The organism is Enterobacter cloacae complex sp. P29RS, from assembly GCF_014893445.1.
Lineage (GTDB): Bacteria > Pseudomonadota > Gammaproteobacteria > Enterobacterales > Enterobacteriaceae > Enterobacter > Enterobacter intestinihominis.
Genome location: NZ_JADBPZ010000026.1, coordinates 19,473 through 37,314, shown reverse-complemented (window position 1 = coordinate 37,314; position 17,842 = coordinate 19,473). Strand labels below are relative to the sequence as shown.

Sequence of the window (17,842 nt, the reverse complement as noted above, 5' to 3'; positions counted from 1 at the left end):
GAAGGTCAGCATGAGCAGCATAGATAAATGCGGAACATTCACGCTCGGAACGCGTACGGTTAAACGGTTTGGCTATGGCGCGATGCAGCTTGCCGGACCTGGCGTTTTTGGTCCGCCAAAAGACAAAAATGCGGCGCTGGCGGTGTTGCGTGAAGCGGTAGAGTCGGGGGTAAATCACATTGATACCAGCGATTTTTACGGCCCCCATGTGACCAACCAGCTTATTTGCGAGGCGCTTCATCCCTACCGGGACGACCTTACGATTGTGACCAAGATCGGAGCCCGACGCGGCGAGGACGCCTCCTGGCTGCCGGCGTTTTCCGCCCAGGAGCTGACGCAGGCGGTGCATGACAACCTGCGTAACCTGAAGCGAGATGTGCTGGACGTGGTTAACCTGCGGATTATGTTTAGCGCCCACGGACCAGCGGAAGGCTCGATTGCCGCGCCGCTGAGCACCCTCGCGGAGCTGCAACAGCAGGGGCTGGTTCGCCATATTGGGCTGAGCAACGTCACCGCTTCGCAGGTGGCTGAAGCGCAGAAGATGGTTTCCGTGGTATGCGTACAGAACATGTACAACGTGGTGAATCGCGGTGACGATGCGCTGGTAGATTCGCTGGCGCAGCAGGGGATTGCCTGGGTGCCGTTCTTCCCACTGGGTGGTTTCACGCCATTGCAATCTTCCGGGCTACAGGCGGTGGCGGATTCACTGGATGCGACGCCTATGCAGGTGGCGCTGGCATGGCTGCTGCAACGCTCGCCAAATATCCTCTTGATCCCGGGTACTTCTTCGGTGGCGCATCTGCGTGAAAACCTGGCGGCAGCCGATCTGGTATTGCCGCCTGAGGCGCTGGAGACGTTAAATACGCTGGTGGAGTAATCCAGACAGCAGCAAAAGCCCGGGGGATTTTTCGGGCTTTTGGTGTTTATGACGCAATCTGATTCCTTTGGCGGTGAAGTGCTAACGCTTCCGCCACGATTTCCTGCTTACTTTTCCGTGTTTCATACGCAGTAATGCGGATGTATTCCATCAGCGCTGGATCGATGCGCGCACTTAACATCCTGAGATCGGCCTCCTTTGCTACACCGCGAGCAACACGCTTGTCGGGATAATCACGGGCTGGCATAGAAAACGTCCTCCAAAAATTGTCTTGTTAATTTGTGCTGTAAAATATGCGCTAGTCTTGGTGTAAAGTCAATGTGTAGTGAAGGCACAGTGAATTACTTTTTGGCTTTTCTGCGATTCAAGACTTCATTAAGTGATTTGATAGTGTTTTTATTGTCACGCTGTGAGTCCGCTTTGATGCGGAAAGTCACATTTTCAGTGCTGATAATGACGGAATGTTCAACGCACCAGACGCTCTAAAATTATTGATAATTTCTTCCTGAAACTGAACTCAGGTTTATCCCTGTGCTTATTCATGGTTATTGCTTAATTAAATCCTCTGTTTGAAGGCTCAGCTGTAAAAATCTGACGCTATAAGACCGGCCTTGGGGGAATCCTGATATTAATCCTTTAAGCAACTTCAGGCTGGTCATATATTCCAGCATCGGTGACGTAGTTAGCGATATTCGCTATTTTAACCCTGTTAAACCCATGCAATTGCGCTGGTTTTCATTTCTTCCGACATAATAGATTTTGTCTACGTTCTCTTTTTAATTTATGCTTCGCATACGAACAATTAGCGTTGTGCAGGGTTTTAACATCGTGGCAGTTAATAAAACCCTGCTTTATATAAAGTAATCAGGAGATTCATTTTTATGTCAGACAATAATCCCCGCCCATTGGGCTGGTTAGGCCCGTGGTGCCTGCTGGTGGGTGTGGTACTTCTTGTGACGGGGCTGTTTTTTGCCATCGGCGGTTTTAAACTGGCTTCTCTGGGGGGGAGTTGGTACTTTCTCATTGCCGGGGTTTTCACGCTGCTCTCTGCAATTCAGTTTTTCCGCCGCAAATCCTCTGCCGTAGGGCTGTTTGCTCTGGTGTTTCTTGGCACCCTGATTTGGGCATTTTTCGATGCCGGACTCGACTTCTGGCCCCTGGTTTCCCGATTAATGGTACCCGCCGGGCTGATGGTGCTGGCAGCAGCCACCTGGCCTGCATTGCGTAAGCGTGAAGGAAAACCGTCCTCCACGAAAGGGGCGATGGCGGTCTGCGCGGTCCTTATTATCGGCATGGGCGTCACCTTTGTTCAGATGTTTCAACCCCATCCGACCGTGCCGTTTAGCGGCGAAAAGCGCCCGCTGGTACCGGTAAAAGAAGAGGCGAAACAGCAGAACTGGGATCACTACGGTAATACGGCTGGCGGTAGTCGCTTTGTGGCGCTGGACCAGATAACCCGTGACAACGTGAAAAACCTGAAACCGGTCTGGACCTACCATACCGGTGATATTCCGCAAAGTCCGGATGGCAATGGCGCAGAAGATCAGCAAACGCCGCTACAGGTAGGCGATCGTGTCTTCCTCTGTACGCCGCATAACAACGTGATCGCCGTGGATGCCGATAGCGGGAAAGAGATCTGGAAAGCGGAAATCAACGCTAAGTCTGCCATCTGGATGCGCTGCCGTGGCCTGGCGTACTTTGATGCCACCAAACCGCTGGCACAGCCAACGGTAGCCGGCTCCACACCGGTTCTGCCAGCGCAGGTCGCACCGGGCGCGGCATGCCAGCGCCGTATCCTGATGAATACCATTGACGGTAAGCTGATCGCGTTAGACGCCGATAACGGCAAATTCTGCCCGGACTTCGGTACTGACGGCAGCGTTAACCTGCATGAAGGAATGGGCGACGCGTCAGATCCCACCTACGTGCTGACGTCGGCCCCGACGCTGGCGGGTACCACGGTCGTGGTTGGCGGCCGCGTTGCGGATAACGTCAGCACCGATATGCCGGGCGGCGTAATACGTGGTTATGACGTGATCACCGGCCAGCTGCGCTGGGCGTTCGATCCGCGTAATCCGGATCCAAACTATGTTCTGAAGCCCGGCGAACACTACAAACGCAGCTCCGCAAACTCCTGGGCCCCTATGTCCTGGGATGCGTCGATGAATACCGTGTTTATCCCGATGGGAAGTTCCTCTGTCGACCTGTGGGGCGCTGACCGTATTCCGGAAGATCACAAATACGCCACCTCAATTCTCGCGCTGGATGCGACTACCGGGAAAGAGAAGTGGGTATACCAGACCGTGCATAACGACCTCTGGGATTTCGATATCCCGATGCAGCCGAGCCTGGTTGATTTCCCAACGAAAGAGGGCAACAAGCCCGCGGTGGTGGTTGGCACTAAAGCGGGGCAAATTTACGTTCTCGATCGCCTGACGGGTAAACCGCTCACTGAAGTGAAAGAGGTTCCGGTAAAACCAGCGGATATTCCACGTGAACAGTACCCGGCAACGCAGCCTCGCTCTGTGGGGATGCCGCAGATTGGCGCAGAAACCCTGAAAGAATCGGATATGTGGGGGGCGACGCCGTTTGACCAGCTGGCCTGTCGTATCAGCTTCAAATCAATGCGTTATGACGGTCTGTACACGATGCCGGGAACCGATATTTCCCTGAGCTTCCCGGGCTCGCTGGGGGGAATGAACTGGGGCAGTTTGTCCACCGATCCGAACAACCAGTATATCTTCGTCAATGACATGCGTCTGGGCCTGTGGGTTCAGCTGATTAAGCAAGATCCGCAGAGCGCGGTGGCAAACACGGGCGGTGAAGCCGTGAACGCCGGGATGGGCGCCGTTCCGATGAAAGGAACGCCGTATTCGGTCAACAAAAACCGTTTCATGTCACCGCTGGGCATTCCGTGCCAGAAACCACCGTTTGGCTCTCTCTCCGCCATTGACCTGAAAACGCAGAAAATCGTCTGGCAGGTGCCGGTCGGTACCGTACAGGATACCGGTCCGTTTGGGGTAAAAATGCGTATGCCAATGCCTGTCGGTATGCCGACGCTGGGCGGTACGCTGGCCACGCAGGGCGGTCTGGTCTTCATTGCGGGAACCCAGGATTACTACCTGCGCGCCTTTGATTCCTCTACGGGGGAAGAAGTGTGGAAAGCGCGTCTTCCGGTGGGTAGCCAGGGCGGACCTATCAGCTATGTATCACCGAAAACCGGCAAACAGTACATTCTGATCTCTGCTGGCGGAGCACGCCAGTCGCCGGATCGTGGTGACTACGTGATTGCCTACGCGCTGGATAAATAACAGCGAAATAAGCAACCTGGCCCCGTCGAAGTACGGGGCTTTTTTTTGACTAAAAACCGCGGATATGAAGAAAGCGGCGGGTCCGGTCAGCCCGTGAAAAGCACCCGCCAGCGACGGCGATGGCGAGTCATCTCGCGCCATAGTGCGATTATCTCGTCATGTTGCAGGGCATCAACAGCCTGCGGCGTTAACACCGGTAAACCATAGCGCTGGCGCAGGGCGGCTACTGCCGTGGCGCTGGCATTCATCGGTGACCGGATTTGCGTCGCCAGCTGCTGTCGCAATACGCTGAACGCCGTCACATCGCACAGCGTCAGCTCACGCAAAAATTGTTTGCAGCAACCCAACAGGTTCACGGGAGAGCGGTCAGGCGACTGTAACGCCAGCAGCAGGCCATCGCGATCGGCAATACGCTGATAACGACAGCTGACCACGTAGCCAATCTGCTGTTCCACGCGCAGGCGCTGGAAAAATTGCGGTTCGCAGCATAATGCCAGCAGCTGCAGCGCGGCGAGCGACGCGCCCGGCGGCAGGGGAATAAACACCAGCAGCGCCGAATCCGCGCTGGCGTGCGGAATGTGTTCGATCCCGCCGGGACAACCGCTTAATGGCGTCGGCTTAGCGTTAACCGGCGCCCGGAGCAGGCCAAGCTGCCGGGCTAACCCGTGCGCGTGCGCGACGCTGCCGCCAACTAGCGCCGCCAGCCAGCCGTCCCGTGGCGGATCCGATGCCAGACGTTCAGGCAATTGCTGAAGCAGCTCACGGATGGCAATGCCTTCTGGCACTGGCGTAAGAGCCGGGGCGGGGTGGGAGAGGCGATCGATTATCGCCCCGATGATGTGTTCCGCCGTAGCTACGGCGTCAGGAAGCCGCAGGGTGAGCTGCCAGCTACCGTCAACCGTTTGCCACTCGCCGCTGCCGTCAATATGGCGCAGTTCAGCAAGAAGAGGGCGTAACTGTTTGCCCATCGCCACCCCCTGCGCCCGTTCCAGGCACGAATAAAAAGGCCTGCGCAGGATCAGCGTTGGCGGTTGTGTCTGCGCCGACAAATGCAGCAGCGGAGCGGCTTCTGACGTCGGGGCTGGCGTAACATACCTGGCAGTCTGCGGGTAGAAGGAAAACGCGATGGGGCTATCATCTGCAACCGGCTGGCGACGCCAATGGCTAAGCGGCAGAGCAAACCCCTGGCTGGCGATAATTTCAACGGTTTCAATTTTTTTGCAGGCCAGATACGAGGTGGGCGCCGCCAGTAAATCGGCACAAAAGGCGGAAAAACTTACGGGCGCCGCACCGGGCGCAAAACCGAACGCCCGCTGGCGCAGCTGCTCCAGCGTCGGCAGGGCGCTGAAACGTTGCTGTGCCAGCCGATAATAATGCCGCTGCTGCTCATCCGTCGTTTGCTGTAGCGCCCGTAGCCAGTGGGTAATATGCGGGTCAACCTCCTCGGGTCGTTCGCTATCAACCGTTAGCGCCAGCCAGCCGTTATCGTTATCCTGATAAAGCCAGTTCAGGGCGACATCTTCTGCCAGCCCGCGCGCCCGCAGCCCGGCAATCAGGCTTCCGGGGGCGTCGTCCAGTAAAAACTCCCGAAATAAGGTGACGTTGTCACTTTTTCGAATTAACGGACAACGCCACAGTGCGGGTCGCTCCGTCACTGCCAGCTGAAAATCTGCTTCAGCGCTAAGACGCAACGGGGGAGCGGTTTCAGGCATGCCACCAGAAGCAAAACCGGACGCAAACGTATGGGCAAGCTCGGCCAGCGCATCCAGCGTTTGCGGCCCTTGCAGCCACAATTGCAGGTGTCCGGCCACATAATAGCGCCGATGAAAGTCGCGCAACGCGGTTTGCAGCGATCCCGGGTCCTGCCCCAGAGAATCCTGGCTACCTACCTGAAAACGGCGAAAAACTGTGGGTTCTTCCATCGCGTGGCGTGCCGCCGCTTCGCGCCTGGCGGAATCATGCTGCTGGATGAGCCGGTTTTCCGCATCAATGACCGCCACTTCGCGCTGTATGTCATCGCATGAAAGCAGCGGCGCCTGCAACATATCCCGCAGCCGCGCGACGCCGTCGGACAGGTTATCGGCGGCCACATCGAAGAAAAATGCGCTGTGGCGAGCCAGCGTGGTGGCATTGACGCTACCGCCCTGACGCTGGACCCAGGCCATGAGTCGATCGTCGCCCTGATAGCGCTGGCTACCGCGGAACAGCAGGTGCTCAAGTAAATGCGCAAGACCGGCGAAGCGCGGTGGCTCGTGATGGCTTCCGGCACTCACGCGCGCAAGCGCCGCCGCGCGTGTCGCCTGCGGCTGATGCACCAGCGTTGCGCGTAAACCGCCTGCCAGCTCCACGATGCGGGGGGTCATTATCGCTACAGTTCCTGGGTTTTATAGATAAGCTGCGAACGGGTACGGTTGCGGAACTGAAGCTGGCCGATTTTCATGTCGCTACAGGCTGCTTCGCGTCGCGCGTCCAGAATTTTATGATGATGCGGCGATTTGCTGCACACCGGATCGGCGTTATCAGCATTCCCGGTGAGCATAAAGGCCTGGCAGCGGCAGCCGCCGAAGTCCTTCTCCTTTTCATCGCAGGAGCGGCACGGCTCCGGCATCCAGTCAAACCCGCGATAGCGGTTGAAGCCGAAAGAGTCATACCAGATGGATTCCAGACTCTGATCAAGCACCGAGGGGAACTCCACCGGTAGCTGGCGCGCGCTGTGGCAGGGCAGCGCCGTGCCTTCCGGGGTCACGCTGAGGAAAATCGACCCCCAGCCGCCCATACAGCCTTTTGGTCGCTCTTCGTAATAATCAGGGGTGACGAACAGCAGGTTGGTCAGATTGCCGCTGGCGGCCATTTTTTGCCGATAGTCGGCAACCACACGTTCCGCGCGGGCGATCTGTTCTCGCGTCGGCAAAAGGCCCTGACGATTAAGGAACGCCCAACCGTAGAACTGGCAGGTGGCAAGTTCGACGTCGTCGGCGTCCAGTTCAATGCACAGCTCGATGATTTTATCGATCTGGTCGATGTTGTGCCGGTGCAGGACGAAATTCAGCACCATCGGGTAATCGCGCGCTTTGACCGCTTTGGCCATCGCCAGCTTCTGCTGGAAGGCTTTTTTATTCCCCGCCAGCGCGGCGTTGAGCACTTCATCGCTAGCCTGGAAGCTAATCTGGATATGGTCCAGACCGGCCTCGCTGAACGCGTCGAGCTTGCTTTCCGTCAGGCCAATTCCCGAGGTGATCAGGTTGGTATAAAAACCGAGATCGCGGGCGGCGCGGATCAGCTCCGGCAGATCTTTACGCGTCAACGGTTCGCCGCCGGAAAAACCTATCTGCACGCTGCCCATCGCCCGCGCCTGGCGGAAAACCTCAATCCACTGTTCAGTGGTCAGCTCCTGATCCTGCCGGGCAAAGTCCAGCGGGTTAGAGCAGTAAGGACACTGTAGCGGACAGCGATAGGTCAGCTCCGCCAGCAGCCACAGCGGTGGATTGACGGCGGGTTTATTCTGGCTCACGGAAAATAATCCACTTCTGTTGATAAGCGATTTGCAGGAATTCTACGACGTCGTCATCCACGCCGCCGGCTTCCGGGAACCGTTCGTTGAGTATGGCAATGATGGCCGCCGCGTCGCGTTGGCCATCGACCAGTTCGAGGATTGCGGCCGCGGTCTCATTGAGTTTAGCCATGCCTTCCGGATAAAGGATGACATGGCTGTCCTGAGCGGCTTCCCATTGCAGGCGATAGCCGCGACGAAAGGCGACGATGGAGTTTTTTTGCATGCTTATACCAGTCGGGTTGTGTGCCAGGCCGCTTTGTCGGTGACCGTGTGATAAGGCGGACGCTGTAGCGCGTAGGCCATGGTCATCGCGTCGAGCATCGACCACAGGATATCGAGTTTGAACTGAAGGATCTCCAGCATCCGATTCTGCTTTTCTGCGCTATCGCAGTAACTCTTCGCCAGCTCCAGACCGTGTTCAACGTCGCGGCTGGCCTGGCTGAGGCGGCTGCGGAAATAAAAATAGCCTTCCTCTTTGATCCACGGATAGTGCTGCGGCCAGCTGTCGAGACGCGACTGATGAATTTGCGGGGCAAACAGTTCGGTGAGCGAACTGCATGCCGCCTCCTGCCAGTTGGCGCGGCGGGCGAAGTTAACGTAAGCGTCCACGGCAAAACGAACGCCGGGCAGCACGTGGCGTTCGCTGATTAAGTCGTCGCGGCTAAGCCCTACGGCTTCGCCCAGCTGTAGCCAGGCTTCGATCCCGCCGTCATGACCGTTTCTGCCGTCGTGATCGAGGATCCGCTGCACCCATTTGCGACGCGTGTGCGGATCCGGGCAGTTCGCCATAATGGCCGCATCTTTCAGCGGGATCGTCGTCTGGTAGTAAAACCGGTTCGCCACCCAGCCCTGGATCTGCTCGCGGCTGGCCTCGCCGTTATGCATCGCGATATGGTACGGATGGTGAATATGATAGTAGGCGCCTTTCGCCCGGAGGGCGTGTTCAAACTCTTGCGGCGAGAGCGTTTCACGAATGTGCATAGTTAGTCCTGAAGCGTGATGGTCATCCCGTCCCAGCTCACTTCAATTCCCTGCTGCGTGAGGGCGTGACGCTGCGGCGACTGCTCGTTAAGGATCGGGTTAGTGTTATTAATGTGAATCAGAATCTTGCGCTTTGCCGGCAGCGAGGCCAGCAGCGCCATCATGCCGTGTTCATCGCCGAGCGCCAGATGGCCCATGTCGCGGCCGGTATTGCGCCCGACGCCAGCGGCCTGAAGTTCATCGTCCTGCCAGACGGTGCCGTCAATCAGCAGACAGTCCGCTTTTTTAAGCCACGGCAGGATGGCGGCATCGGGTTCACCGAGACCCGGCGCGTAGAACAGCGTCTGACCGTTGCGGCGGTTTTCGATAAACAGCGCCACGTTATGCCCCGGCAGCGGGCGGTCGCGCCACGGCGAATAGGGCGGTGCGTTACTGGCGATGGGGACAGCGGTAAACTGCAAATCAGGGCAGGCTTCCACGCTAAAGGCGGTGAGCGGTGCGATCGGATGATGAATCAGGCCGCCGTTCCAGTGCCGGAGCATGGTAAAAATCGGGAATCCGCTGGAAAGATCTTCATGCACCTCCGGCGTACACCATACCTGATGCGGACACCCTTCGCGCAGGCTGAGCAGCCCGGTGGTGTGGTCAATCTGGCTGTCGGTGAGAATAATGCCGCCAATATGCGTGCCGCGCAGAACCTCTTTCTTATTCAGTTCTGGCGTATGGGCAATCTGCTGGCTGATATCGGGCGAGGCGTTACACAGTATCCACTCTTCGCCGTTATCGCTGACGATGATCGACGACTGGGTGCGGGGGGTCGCCTGAAGGGTACCGTTGCGCAAACCCTGACAGTTGGCGCAATTACAGTTCCACTGAGGGAAACCGCCGCCGGCGGCGGAACCGAGGACTTTAATAAACATGAAGATAGGCCAGGTAGTAAAACAAAAATGCCCGCACGGATGGCGGGCTGAGCGATTAGCGGTTGGAAATGTACAGCGTCACTTCCAGGCCAAGACGTAAATCAATAAAAGCAGGTTTCTTCCACATCGTTTTTTCCTCTTTAAAAATGCAGCACCAACACCATTGTTTGTGCCAGTTTTGTGATGGTCATCAAATAATGCGTCACAGTGGGGCAAAGCTCAACCCGAAAGATGTAAGGAATTAACGTAATGTTTACAACGTAACCTATTGTTGCCAAACATTTTGCAATACCTTTTGCCAGTTGCCCCACAGCAGCTTATTCAGCACAAATTGATCATAGCCGCTGTCACGCAACGCGCTGATTAGCCGCGGTAAACCACTCACATCATGCAAATCATCAGGTAACGTGATGCCGTCAAAATCGGAGCCCAGCGCAACATGATCTTCGCCCATGATGTTAATAAGATAGTCGATATGGCGAACGATTGTGCTCAGCGGGGTATCGCTATCGCGTTTACCGTCGGCGCGCAGAAAGGCGTTGCCGAAATTGACCCCTGCCACGCCGCCGCTGTCGCGGATAGCCAGCAGTTGCCGATCGGTCAGATTACGCGGTTGCGGGCACAGCGTATGGGCGTTGGAATGGGTGGCGACCAGCGGTGAAGAGGAATGACGAGCAGTATCCCAGAACGCCTTTTCATTCATGTGAGAAACGTCAATCAGCATGTTCAGGGCGTTAGCGTGCTTGATGAGGGCGATACCCTCTGCGGTAAGCCCTGGGCCGCTGTCCGGGCTGCCGGGAAACGCCCCGTTAACGCCGGTGCCAAAACGGTTAGCAATGTTCCAGAAAAGCCCAATGCTGCGCACGCCAGCGGCATAGAAAGCCTGTAGATCGCCACCCTCGCCGTCAAAACCGCCCGCACCCTCAATATGCGCCACCATCGCCAGCACCTTATCCTGACGGCAGCGTTCGATATCTGCCGCGCTCAGGCACAATCGCGCCCGTCCATCGGAGTGTGCGACAAGCTGCTTGAGGATCGTCAACTGCTGCCAGAGAATGTCGATCGGTTGCCACGGCTCGCTGGCGTAGTGCGGCGCCATGCGGGCGATATACTCCTGCGGCGGCACGAACAGCGCGAACAGCCCGCCGGAAAATCCGCCTTGCTGCATGCGCGGATAATCGAGGTGTCCGTTCTCAATGCCGGAGAAGAAGGCCGTTACCGGATCCTGGCGATGGTGAAGCCATAAATTAAGCAACAGGTCATTGTGACCATCAAAAATCGCCATAGCGCATCCCACTGTCTTTTATTGCTGCGAAAGTTGCCTGGCACGATAACCGATTTGTCCGGTCCGGCAAGGGGAAAATTACAACTTAGCAGCAATTGTTAATATCACTTAACAGTGAGGAGATCCGCAAAGCGGGTGGTGTAGCGGGGTGAAAGCATTTCCCGTTTCATCTGCCACGGCTGCTGTATACCCTGTCCCGCGAAGTAAAGCGTGCCACGGCCATTTTCAGCATTCAGATGGTCTAATACATCCATTAACTTTTGGCTGTTTTTCCTGGGTGCGTTGTCGTCAAACAGATTAAGTTGCGCGACGCCCTGGCTATAAAAATCTCCCAGCATCACTCCGGCTTTCTGGTACCGATGGCCGTTCTTCCAGACCGCATCCAGACAACGAACTGATGCGCCGATAATATCCCGGCTATCCTGGGTTGGGATGAGCAGTTTTACCGACGCGCTATTGCCATAATATGGCTCGTTAAGCGCGAAGGGCGAGGATTTAACAAATACGGAGATAAAGCGGCAATGCTGATGCTCATTGCGAAGTTTTTCTGCTGCCCGGGCGGCATAACTACAGATGGCCTGGCGTACATCGTCATATTCGGTGAGGCGTTCGCCAAACGAGCGCGAACAGACGATTTCTTGCTTTACCGGGGCAAACTCTTCCAGTTCAAGACACGATTCGCCCCGTAATTCACGCACCGTTCTCTCCAGCACGACATTGAAATGTTTTCTTATGAACCGGATATCGGTGTCTGCCAGTTGCAGGACGGTCTTAATCCCCATCATCTCAAGCTTCTTCGCTATGCGACGTCCTACCCCCCAAACGTCTTCGACGGGTAGCGCCGTCATCAGCTTTCTCTGACGATCTACATTGGATAAATCAACAACGCCTCCCGTCTGGCGCTGCCAGCGTTTCGCCGCGTGATTTGCCAGTTTCGCCAGCGTCTTTGTGGGTGCGATGCCCACTCCGACGGTCAGATGGGTGCGTTGCAGTACGGTCGCTCTCATTTCATGCCCAAAGTCGGAAAGATCGCGACAATTACGCACGCCGGTAAGATCGCAAAAGATCTCATCAATTGAGTATATTTCGCTACGAGGCGACATCTCTTCAAGCGTGTTCATTACCCGGTTGGACATATCCGCGTAAAGTTCATAATTACTGCTGAAACAAACCACGCCATGATGCCTGAAGAGATCTTTCTGTTTGAAGTACGGTTCACCCATTTTCACAAAGGGTTTGGCTTCAGCGGAGCGAGAGATGACGCACCCATCGTTATTGGACAACACGACCACCGGTCGTCCCTTCAGGTCCGGGCGAAAAACCGTTTCACAGGAAGCATAGAAAGCGTTCACATCACACAGTGCAAACATGGTCAGCTCGCAGATGTCGCGATACAGGTCACTACGCCGCGAGCCTTCGTGGGCGCGCTTATACGTTCATTCAGAACGTAAGGAACAGGGTCATTGAATAGGGGAAGGGCCACGCTCCGGCGTCGCTCTGATGGCGTGAAAAACTGCATGATGATCACCGTCAATTAATACTGTATTTATATACAGTATTGTATATCGATAGCAAAGATCAAGGGTAACAAGGCATCATGGCGTACGGGCGTAGAAGGGTAATTATCACGACCAGACTATTTGGGTATACTTCTTCACTTATAACTATGCATGTCAGGTAACGAAATATGCGGGAGAGCATTAACGTTCTTTTTGTGGTGCTGTCTTTTGTGGCATTGATTATGCTGATACGCTTTTTCGTCAGGCGTATTCGGCATCCAACGCGCATCGTTGCCGATAGCCGGGGAATGAAAAAAATCTCAACCCATCCTGTCTGGTTTGGCGGCTCGTCAGGTAAAACCTACTTTTATGATGAGCAGTATTTATACGAGGTTATAAAGAGCAGCACCCGTAAAATTGAGCTGGCGACTATCATAAAAATTAAACCAGGCTCGATAGTGATAAATAACAGGCGGATCTGGTCTGTGACTTATCTTGAGGGAACCCGTGAAAAACAGGTGCAATTTTATAATAATCTGACGGTGTTTAATCAAAACTTCGCTGCGTTTTTAGAGGCAGTAAAACGCGTGAACCCTGAGGCAGATGTTAAAGCCGTGTCATTGTTCAACCTGTGACTGGAATACAACATATGTGGCTTTCTGACTGCCCATACGACAGGTATGGGCAGTGAAGCCGTCGATATTACTTCTTCTTGTTCATCATCGCCTTGAGATCGGCAAAGGGGTTAAACGTGGCGACACCCACGTCTTTTTGCGCATCCTCACCCGCGACAACGGTGGTGCCATACTGATCCGCTTCGGTGTACTTTGAGTGTTCGTGATCGTGACAAAACAGGCACAACAGCTCCCAGTTACTGCCATCTTCCGGGTTATTGGTGTGATCGTGGTCGATATGGTGAACCGTGAGTTCACGAAGATTTGAATAAACAAACTCACGCGAGCAGCGTCCACAAACCCAGGGGTAGATTTTTAGCGCTTTTTCACGGTAGCCGCTTTCCAGCCGTGCGTAGTTTTTGGGGATCAGAGCCATTGCTGATGTTACCTGTTAAAAAATCTTAGTGCCAATATATCCCATAAGAGAACGGAAGGGGAATGCGTCTCTGCCTCAAAGCGTAAATGTTCCCTCAAGCGTAATGACACATTCACCACCGACCCGAACCACAGCCCTTCCTGACGATGCATCGTATTCCGAAAACAACACGCTTGTACGCCCCATATCAACGCCCTGGCTAATCTTCAGTGAAAGTGTGGTTTGATCACGACGCAGGGCCAGCAACGCCGTGGCTGCTGCGGCTGCACTGCCTGTTGCCGGATCTTCCGTCATTCGAGGAGTAAACATACGTGCCTGAAGATCGCAGGACTCATCTGAAGCCCTGTCTAAGGTATACGTATAGACAGAGACTGCGCCGTCAAGCGGCAGAATCGCGCGGAAACCTTGTAAGTTGGGCACGCATCGACGAAGCGCATCGCGGGAGACCAGCTCTACGATCAAAAAGGGCAGGCCCACCGAGGCAACAACAGGATTATGCACGTCCCTGCGTATATCATCCGGGCTTAAGGAAAGGCAGGCTGCAACCTGTTCCGCGCTGACTTCAGAATGGCAGGAAAGCGCCTCAGGAGCTAACAGCTCAGCTCCCGTCACTGTGCCGTTCTGTTTTAACAGCCGCACCGGCACCATCCCCGCGATTTCTTCGAAGTGCAAGGTGTCGGATAATGTCTGCCCGTTTTCTATGGCGTGATGCGCCAGCACAAAGGCAGTTCCGACGTTAGGGTGCCCGGCGAAAGGTATTTCGCGCGAGGGGGTGAATATCCGCACGCGTGCCGTACTCGAGAGATTTTCTGGCGGCAGCACAAACGTCGTTTCGCTGTAGCCAAATTCAACGGCAACCTGCTGCATCTGTTCACTGCTCATACCTTCAGCATCAAGGACAACGGCGACTGGGTTGCCGAGAAACGGCGTATTCGTAAAAACATCTGCAATGACATAGCGTCTTTTCACTATCTGTTCTGCCTGGCGGGAAATGGCTTACAGTAATAGCGCTAAATCAAACAGATAACCAGAGTAGAATAAATTGAAACTTGATGGTCTCTGTCAGTTTATTTGAAGCATTCCGTTAAATAATCACCATTTATTCTCATCCGTTAATGCGTAGAGTAGGGATAACGCAATGCTTTATCAGGATACTCCACTATGAAAAAGATCGGATTTTTGTCGTTTGGTCACTGGACGCCGTCACCCCAGTCCGGTACGCGAACCGCGGCTGACACGCTGCTACAGTCCATCGATCTGGCGGTCGCCGCCGAAGAGCTGGGCGCGGACGGGGCTTATTTCCGTGTGCATCACTTTGCCCGCCAGCTCAGTTCGCCATTCCCCTTGCTGGCTGCGATAGGCGCGAAAACCAAACGCATCGAAATCGGGACGGGCGTGATCGACATGCGGTACGAGAATCCGCTGTATATGGCGGAAGATGCTGGCGCGGCAGATCTCATCTCCGGCGGGCGATTACAGCTTGGTATCAGCCGGGGCTCCCCGGAGCAGGTGATTGATGGTTGGCGTTATTTTGGTTACGTGCCGCAGGACGGGGAAAACGAATCTGATATGGCGCGCCGTCACACTGAGGTACTGCTTGATGTATTACGCGGTGAAGGGTTTGCGAAGCCTAACCCACAGCCGATGTTCCCAAACCCGCCGGGATTGTTGCGTCTGGAGCCGCATTCAGAGGGCTTACGCGATCGTATCTGGTGGGGGGCTGGCTCCAATGCAACGGCAGTATGGGCGGCAAAACTGGGGATGAACCTGCAAAGCTCAACGCTGAAAGATGATGAAACCGGCGAGCCGTTCCATATTCAGCAGGCAAAACAGATCCGTGCCTACCGACAGGCCTGGGCCGAGGCAGGGCATACCCGTCAGCCACGCGTTTCGGTCAGCCGCAGTATTTTTGCCCTGATGGACGATCGCGACCGGATGTATTTCGGTTCAAGCCGCAATGAGAGCGACAGCGTTGGCTATCTGGATGAGAAAACGCGGGCCATTTTCGGACGCAGCTATGCCGCAGAGCCAGACAAGCTGATTGAACAGTTGAAAAAGGATGAAGCGATCGCGGAAGCGGATACGCTGTTGCTTACCGTGCCGAATCAGCTGGGCGTGGAATACAACGCACATGTGATCGAGTCCATCCTGAAACATGTCGCACCGGAAATGGGATGGCGCGATCGCAATGCGTAATCTGGCCCTCTGGTATCGCCGGTTTGGTGAGCCTGAATCGGTACTGCAAGCGGAAACCACACCATTGTCACCGCGACAGCCGGGAGAGATACGTGTGCGCATGCTTTTTTCTCCGGTGAACGCCTCCGATCTCATCCCCATCACCGGGGCATATCGCCATCGCACGCCGCTGCCCGCAATAGCCGGTTATGAAGGGGTCGGAATAGTGACCGAAACGCCCGCCGCTTACCCGGCGCTGCTGGGCAAGCGGGTCCTGCCGTTACGGGGGCAGGGAACCTGGCAGCGCTATGTCGACTGCCCGGTGGCGTATGCGGTTCCCGTCCCGGACGACATCGACTCGTTTCTTGCCGCGCGGGCGTATATCAACCCGCTTGCCGCTCAGATGATGCTGGACCGCTATCCTCCGATCGGGAAAACGGTGCTGCTCACCGCTGCCGGTTCTGACTGCGCCGTTCTGCTCGGGCAATGGGCACGCCAGGCGGGTGCAGAGGCGGTTTACGGGATCCATCGCTCGCCCGTGCACGCTCAACGTCTGGCTGAAATGGGGATCGTCCCGATTGCGCAAGATGATACGGCCGCCGTCAACGCTGCCGCCGCGCAAGCGGAGGTGGTGTACGACGCCACGGGCGGCAGCCTGGCGGAGGCGATCCTGAGCGTGATGCCCGAAACCGGTACCTTTGTCTGCTACGGGCTACTCTCCGGGCAGACCTTCCGGCAGCAGCGGCCGTTGCCGCGCGTGGCGTGGTTTCACATTCGTAACTATCTGGACGTGCTGAGCGCTGAGGCGTGGCAGGCGGAGTTTCGGCGCATCTGGCCTAAACTGCGCGCCAGCCAGTGCAGCGATGCTACCCTCTACCCGCTGTCGGAATGGCAGCGGGCAGTGGGCAACTACCGCGAAGCGGGAAGAACGGGCAAGCCTATGCTGTCGATGGACAATTAATCGGCCTTATGGCTCATGTCGCTCAGCAGTACAGCGATACTTTGTCCACCGGCGGTCTGCTCCAGGCCAATTTTGACAATAATTGTCAGCGGAACTGAGAGCAGCATGCCGACAGGCCCGAGCAGCCAGCCCCAGAAAATCAGGGACAGGAACACAACAAGAGTTGAAAGCCCCAGCCCGCGTCCCATTATCCGTGGTTCGAGAATGTTCCCGAAGACAAGGTTAATCACCAGATAGCCTGCCAGCAGAATCAGGGCATCATACAAACCGCTGAAAACCAGCACCTGAAGGATAGGGGGGATCGCCGCCAGCACGGAGCCGATGTTAGGAATATAGTTGAGCGCAAAGGCCAGCAGCCCCCAGACGAAGGCAAAACGCACATCCAGCGCGGCGAGCATCCCCCAGACCACTAATCCCGTCACCAGGCTGATGGCCGTTTTCAGCACCAGATAGCGTGAAACGCTGTCGAGCGCGCGCTGAATAGCACCCATTCCCTCTACCGGACGCACCATGATGTGCTGGAGTTTTGCAGGCAGCTGTGGAACTTCCAGCAGCATAAACACAACCGTCAGGAACAGCAGGAAAATCGAGGTCATGGCGTTGGAGAGCTGTGCCAGCAGGCTGGTGACAATCGTCATGGCGGCATTCGGATCGATGTATTTAAGCAGTTCCTCAACCGAGACTTCGATACCCGCGCGTTGCAGCCAGGGTTCAATTTGCAGCAGCGGGGTCGCCAGGGAAGAGCGGTATGTCGGCAGCGTCCGCGCCAGCTCGTTCAGGGAGGTTCCCAGATAGGCGACTAACAGCACCATCGCAACGATAATAATACTGATAAGCAGGCTTATCGCCAGCACACGCGGGATGCGCAGCCGCACCATTCGCTGCACCAGTGGATTGAGGATCACCGCGATAAAAAGCGCCAGGATAAAGGGCACGATGATATCGGCCGCAAAACGAACGCCGGTCAGAATGATCACCAGCATGCCCAGCATGATGACGATCTTAAGCCCGTTGAGGGTGATAATGGGTTTGGCCATGGACGTTCCTGAACAGTTTTTTATTTATAATAGAGGGGAAAGCAGATTAAAAAAACTAACCAAAATCAAACAGACTGGGTAAAGAAATGAAAAGGCTTTGAGTAAATTCCTGGCTTATGATACAAATCAGGCGTGTTCAACTACTGAGGACAATTTTCATCCGCAAAGACGAGAAGCAACACCGCGGATAATT

Annotated in this window: 17 protein-coding genes; 5 read left to right on the top strand and 12 right to left on the bottom strand. The window is 55.6% G+C overall.

The features are described from left to right. Positions 1-10 precede the first annotated feature (10 nt). Entirely contained in the window at positions 11-877 is an 867-nt protein-coding gene (locus tag IM282_RS18365) for an aldo/keto reductase family oxidoreductase (protein WP_023299981.1), read from the top strand. 46 nt (positions 878-923) lie between these two features. Here the strand turns inward: IM282_RS18365 and IM282_RS18360 are convergent, their stop codons facing one another. Continuing rightward, positions 924-1,124 carry a hypothetical protein gene (locus tag IM282_RS18360; protein WP_022647949.1) on the bottom strand — a complete coding sequence of 67 codons (201 nt, stop codon included), beginning with the start codon at positions 1,122-1,124 and terminating at the stop codon, positions 924-926. A gap of 634 nt (positions 1,125-1,758) precedes the next feature. Here IM282_RS18360 and IM282_RS18355 point away from each other — a divergent pair. Continuing rightward, complete coding sequence (locus IM282_RS18355) at positions 1,759-4,188, top strand: glucose/quinate/shikimate family membrane-bound PQQ-dependent dehydrogenase (protein WP_192970706.1); 2,430 nt, start codon at positions 1,759-1,761, stop codon at positions 4,186-4,188. Positions 4,189-4,274: 86 nt separating this feature from the next. Here the strand turns inward: IM282_RS18355 and pqqF are convergent, their stop codons facing one another. The 8 genes from pqqF to IM282_RS18315 all read right to left on the bottom strand — a co-directional run bounded on the left by pqqF (position 4,275) and on the right by IM282_RS18315 (position 12,297). Next, positions 4,275-6,551 (bottom strand): pyrroloquinoline quinone biosynthesis protein PqqF, encoded by a 2,277-nt coding sequence (pqqF, locus tag IM282_RS18350; RefSeq protein WP_192970705.1) that lies wholly within the window; start codon positions 6,549-6,551, stop codon positions 4,275-4,277. Between the two features lie 5 nt (positions 6,552-6,556). Next, positions 6,557-7,699: a pyrroloquinoline quinone biosynthesis protein PqqE gene (pqqE, locus tag IM282_RS18345; protein WP_192970704.1), complete on the bottom strand. Its 1,143-nt coding sequence runs from the start codon at positions 7,697-7,699 to the stop codon at positions 6,557-6,559. Continuing rightward, the gene (gene pqqD / locus IM282_RS18340) at positions 7,686-7,964 is read right to left on the bottom strand and encodes a pyrroloquinoline quinone biosynthesis peptide chaperone PqqD (RefSeq protein ID WP_003857508.1); all 279 of its coding nucleotides are present in this window, start codon (positions 7,962-7,964) and stop codon (positions 7,686-7,688) included. The genes pqqE and pqqD overlap by 14 nt, the downstream gene beginning before the upstream one ends. 2 nt (positions 7,965-7,966) lie before the next feature. Continuing rightward, positions 7,967-8,722 (bottom strand): pyrroloquinoline-quinone synthase PqqC, encoded by a 756-nt coding sequence (pqqC, locus tag IM282_RS18335; RefSeq protein ID WP_069596504.1) that lies wholly within the window; start codon positions 8,720-8,722, stop codon positions 7,967-7,969. Positions 8,723-8,724: 2 nt separating this feature from the next. After that, entirely contained in the window at positions 8,725-9,642 is a 918-nt protein-coding gene (gene pqqB, locus IM282_RS18330; protein WP_154051207.1) for a pyrroloquinoline quinone biosynthesis protein PqqB, read from the bottom strand. A gap of 55 nt (positions 9,643-9,697) precedes the next feature. Next, the gene (gene pqqA / locus IM282_RS18325; protein WP_002905689.1) at positions 9,698-9,769 is read right to left on the bottom strand and encodes a pyrroloquinoline quinone precursor peptide PqqA; all 72 of its coding nucleotides are present in this window, start codon (positions 9,767-9,769) and stop codon (positions 9,698-9,700) included. Between the two features lie 138 nt (positions 9,770-9,907). Continuing rightward, positions 9,908-10,927, bottom strand: coding sequence for a dipeptidase (locus tag IM282_RS18320; RefSeq protein ID WP_023299988.1), 1,020 nt, complete (start codon positions 10,925-10,927; stop codon positions 9,908-9,910). Positions 10,928-11,031: 104 nt separating this feature from the next. Next, a complete protein-coding gene (locus tag IM282_RS18315; RefSeq protein ID WP_192970703.1) occupies positions 11,032-12,297 on the bottom strand; it encodes a Y-family DNA polymerase in 1,266 nt (421 codons plus the stop codon). A gap of 317 nt (positions 12,298-12,614) precedes the next feature. On the opposite strand from IM282_RS18315, the gene IM282_RS18310 reads away from it, so the two are divergent. Then, positions 12,615-13,061 (top strand): hypothetical protein, encoded by a 447-nt coding sequence (locus IM282_RS18310; RefSeq protein WP_192970702.1) that lies wholly within the window; start codon positions 12,615-12,617, stop codon positions 13,059-13,061. 67 nt (positions 13,062-13,128) lie between these two features. Here IM282_RS18310 and yajD read toward each other — a convergent pair whose 3' ends face one another. After that, positions 13,129-13,476: an HNH nuclease YajD gene (yajD, locus tag IM282_RS18305; RefSeq protein ID WP_006808895.1), complete on the bottom strand. Its 348-nt coding sequence runs from the start codon at positions 13,474-13,476 to the stop codon at positions 13,129-13,131. Positions 13,477-13,551: 75 nt separating this feature from the next. After that, entirely contained in the window at positions 13,552-14,445 is an 894-nt protein-coding gene (locus IM282_RS18300) for a PhzF family phenazine biosynthesis protein (RefSeq protein WP_017694091.1), read from the bottom strand. A gap of 192 nt (positions 14,446-14,637) precedes the next feature. Here IM282_RS18300 and IM282_RS18295 point away from each other — a divergent pair, with 192 nt between their 5' ends. Further along, on the top strand, positions 14,638-15,672 hold the full coding sequence (locus IM282_RS18295; protein WP_192970701.1) for an LLM class flavin-dependent oxidoreductase: 1,035 nt from the start codon (positions 14,638-14,640) through the stop codon (positions 15,670-15,672). Further along, positions 15,665-16,612: a zinc-dependent alcohol dehydrogenase family protein gene (locus IM282_RS18290; RefSeq protein WP_192970700.1), complete on the top strand. Its 948-nt coding sequence runs from the start codon at positions 15,665-15,667 to the stop codon at positions 16,610-16,612. Before IM282_RS18295 ends, IM282_RS18290 begins: the two co-directional genes overlap by 8 nt. On the opposite strand, the gene IM282_RS18285 is transcribed toward IM282_RS18290, so the two are convergent. Continuing rightward, positions 16,609-17,649 carry an AI-2E family transporter gene (locus tag IM282_RS18285; protein ID WP_003857467.1) on the bottom strand — a complete coding sequence of 347 codons (1,041 nt, stop codon included), beginning with the start codon at positions 17,647-17,649 and terminating at the stop codon, positions 16,609-16,611. The genes IM282_RS18290 and IM282_RS18285 overlap by 4 nt on opposite strands. Positions 17,650-17,842 lie beyond the last annotated feature (193 nt).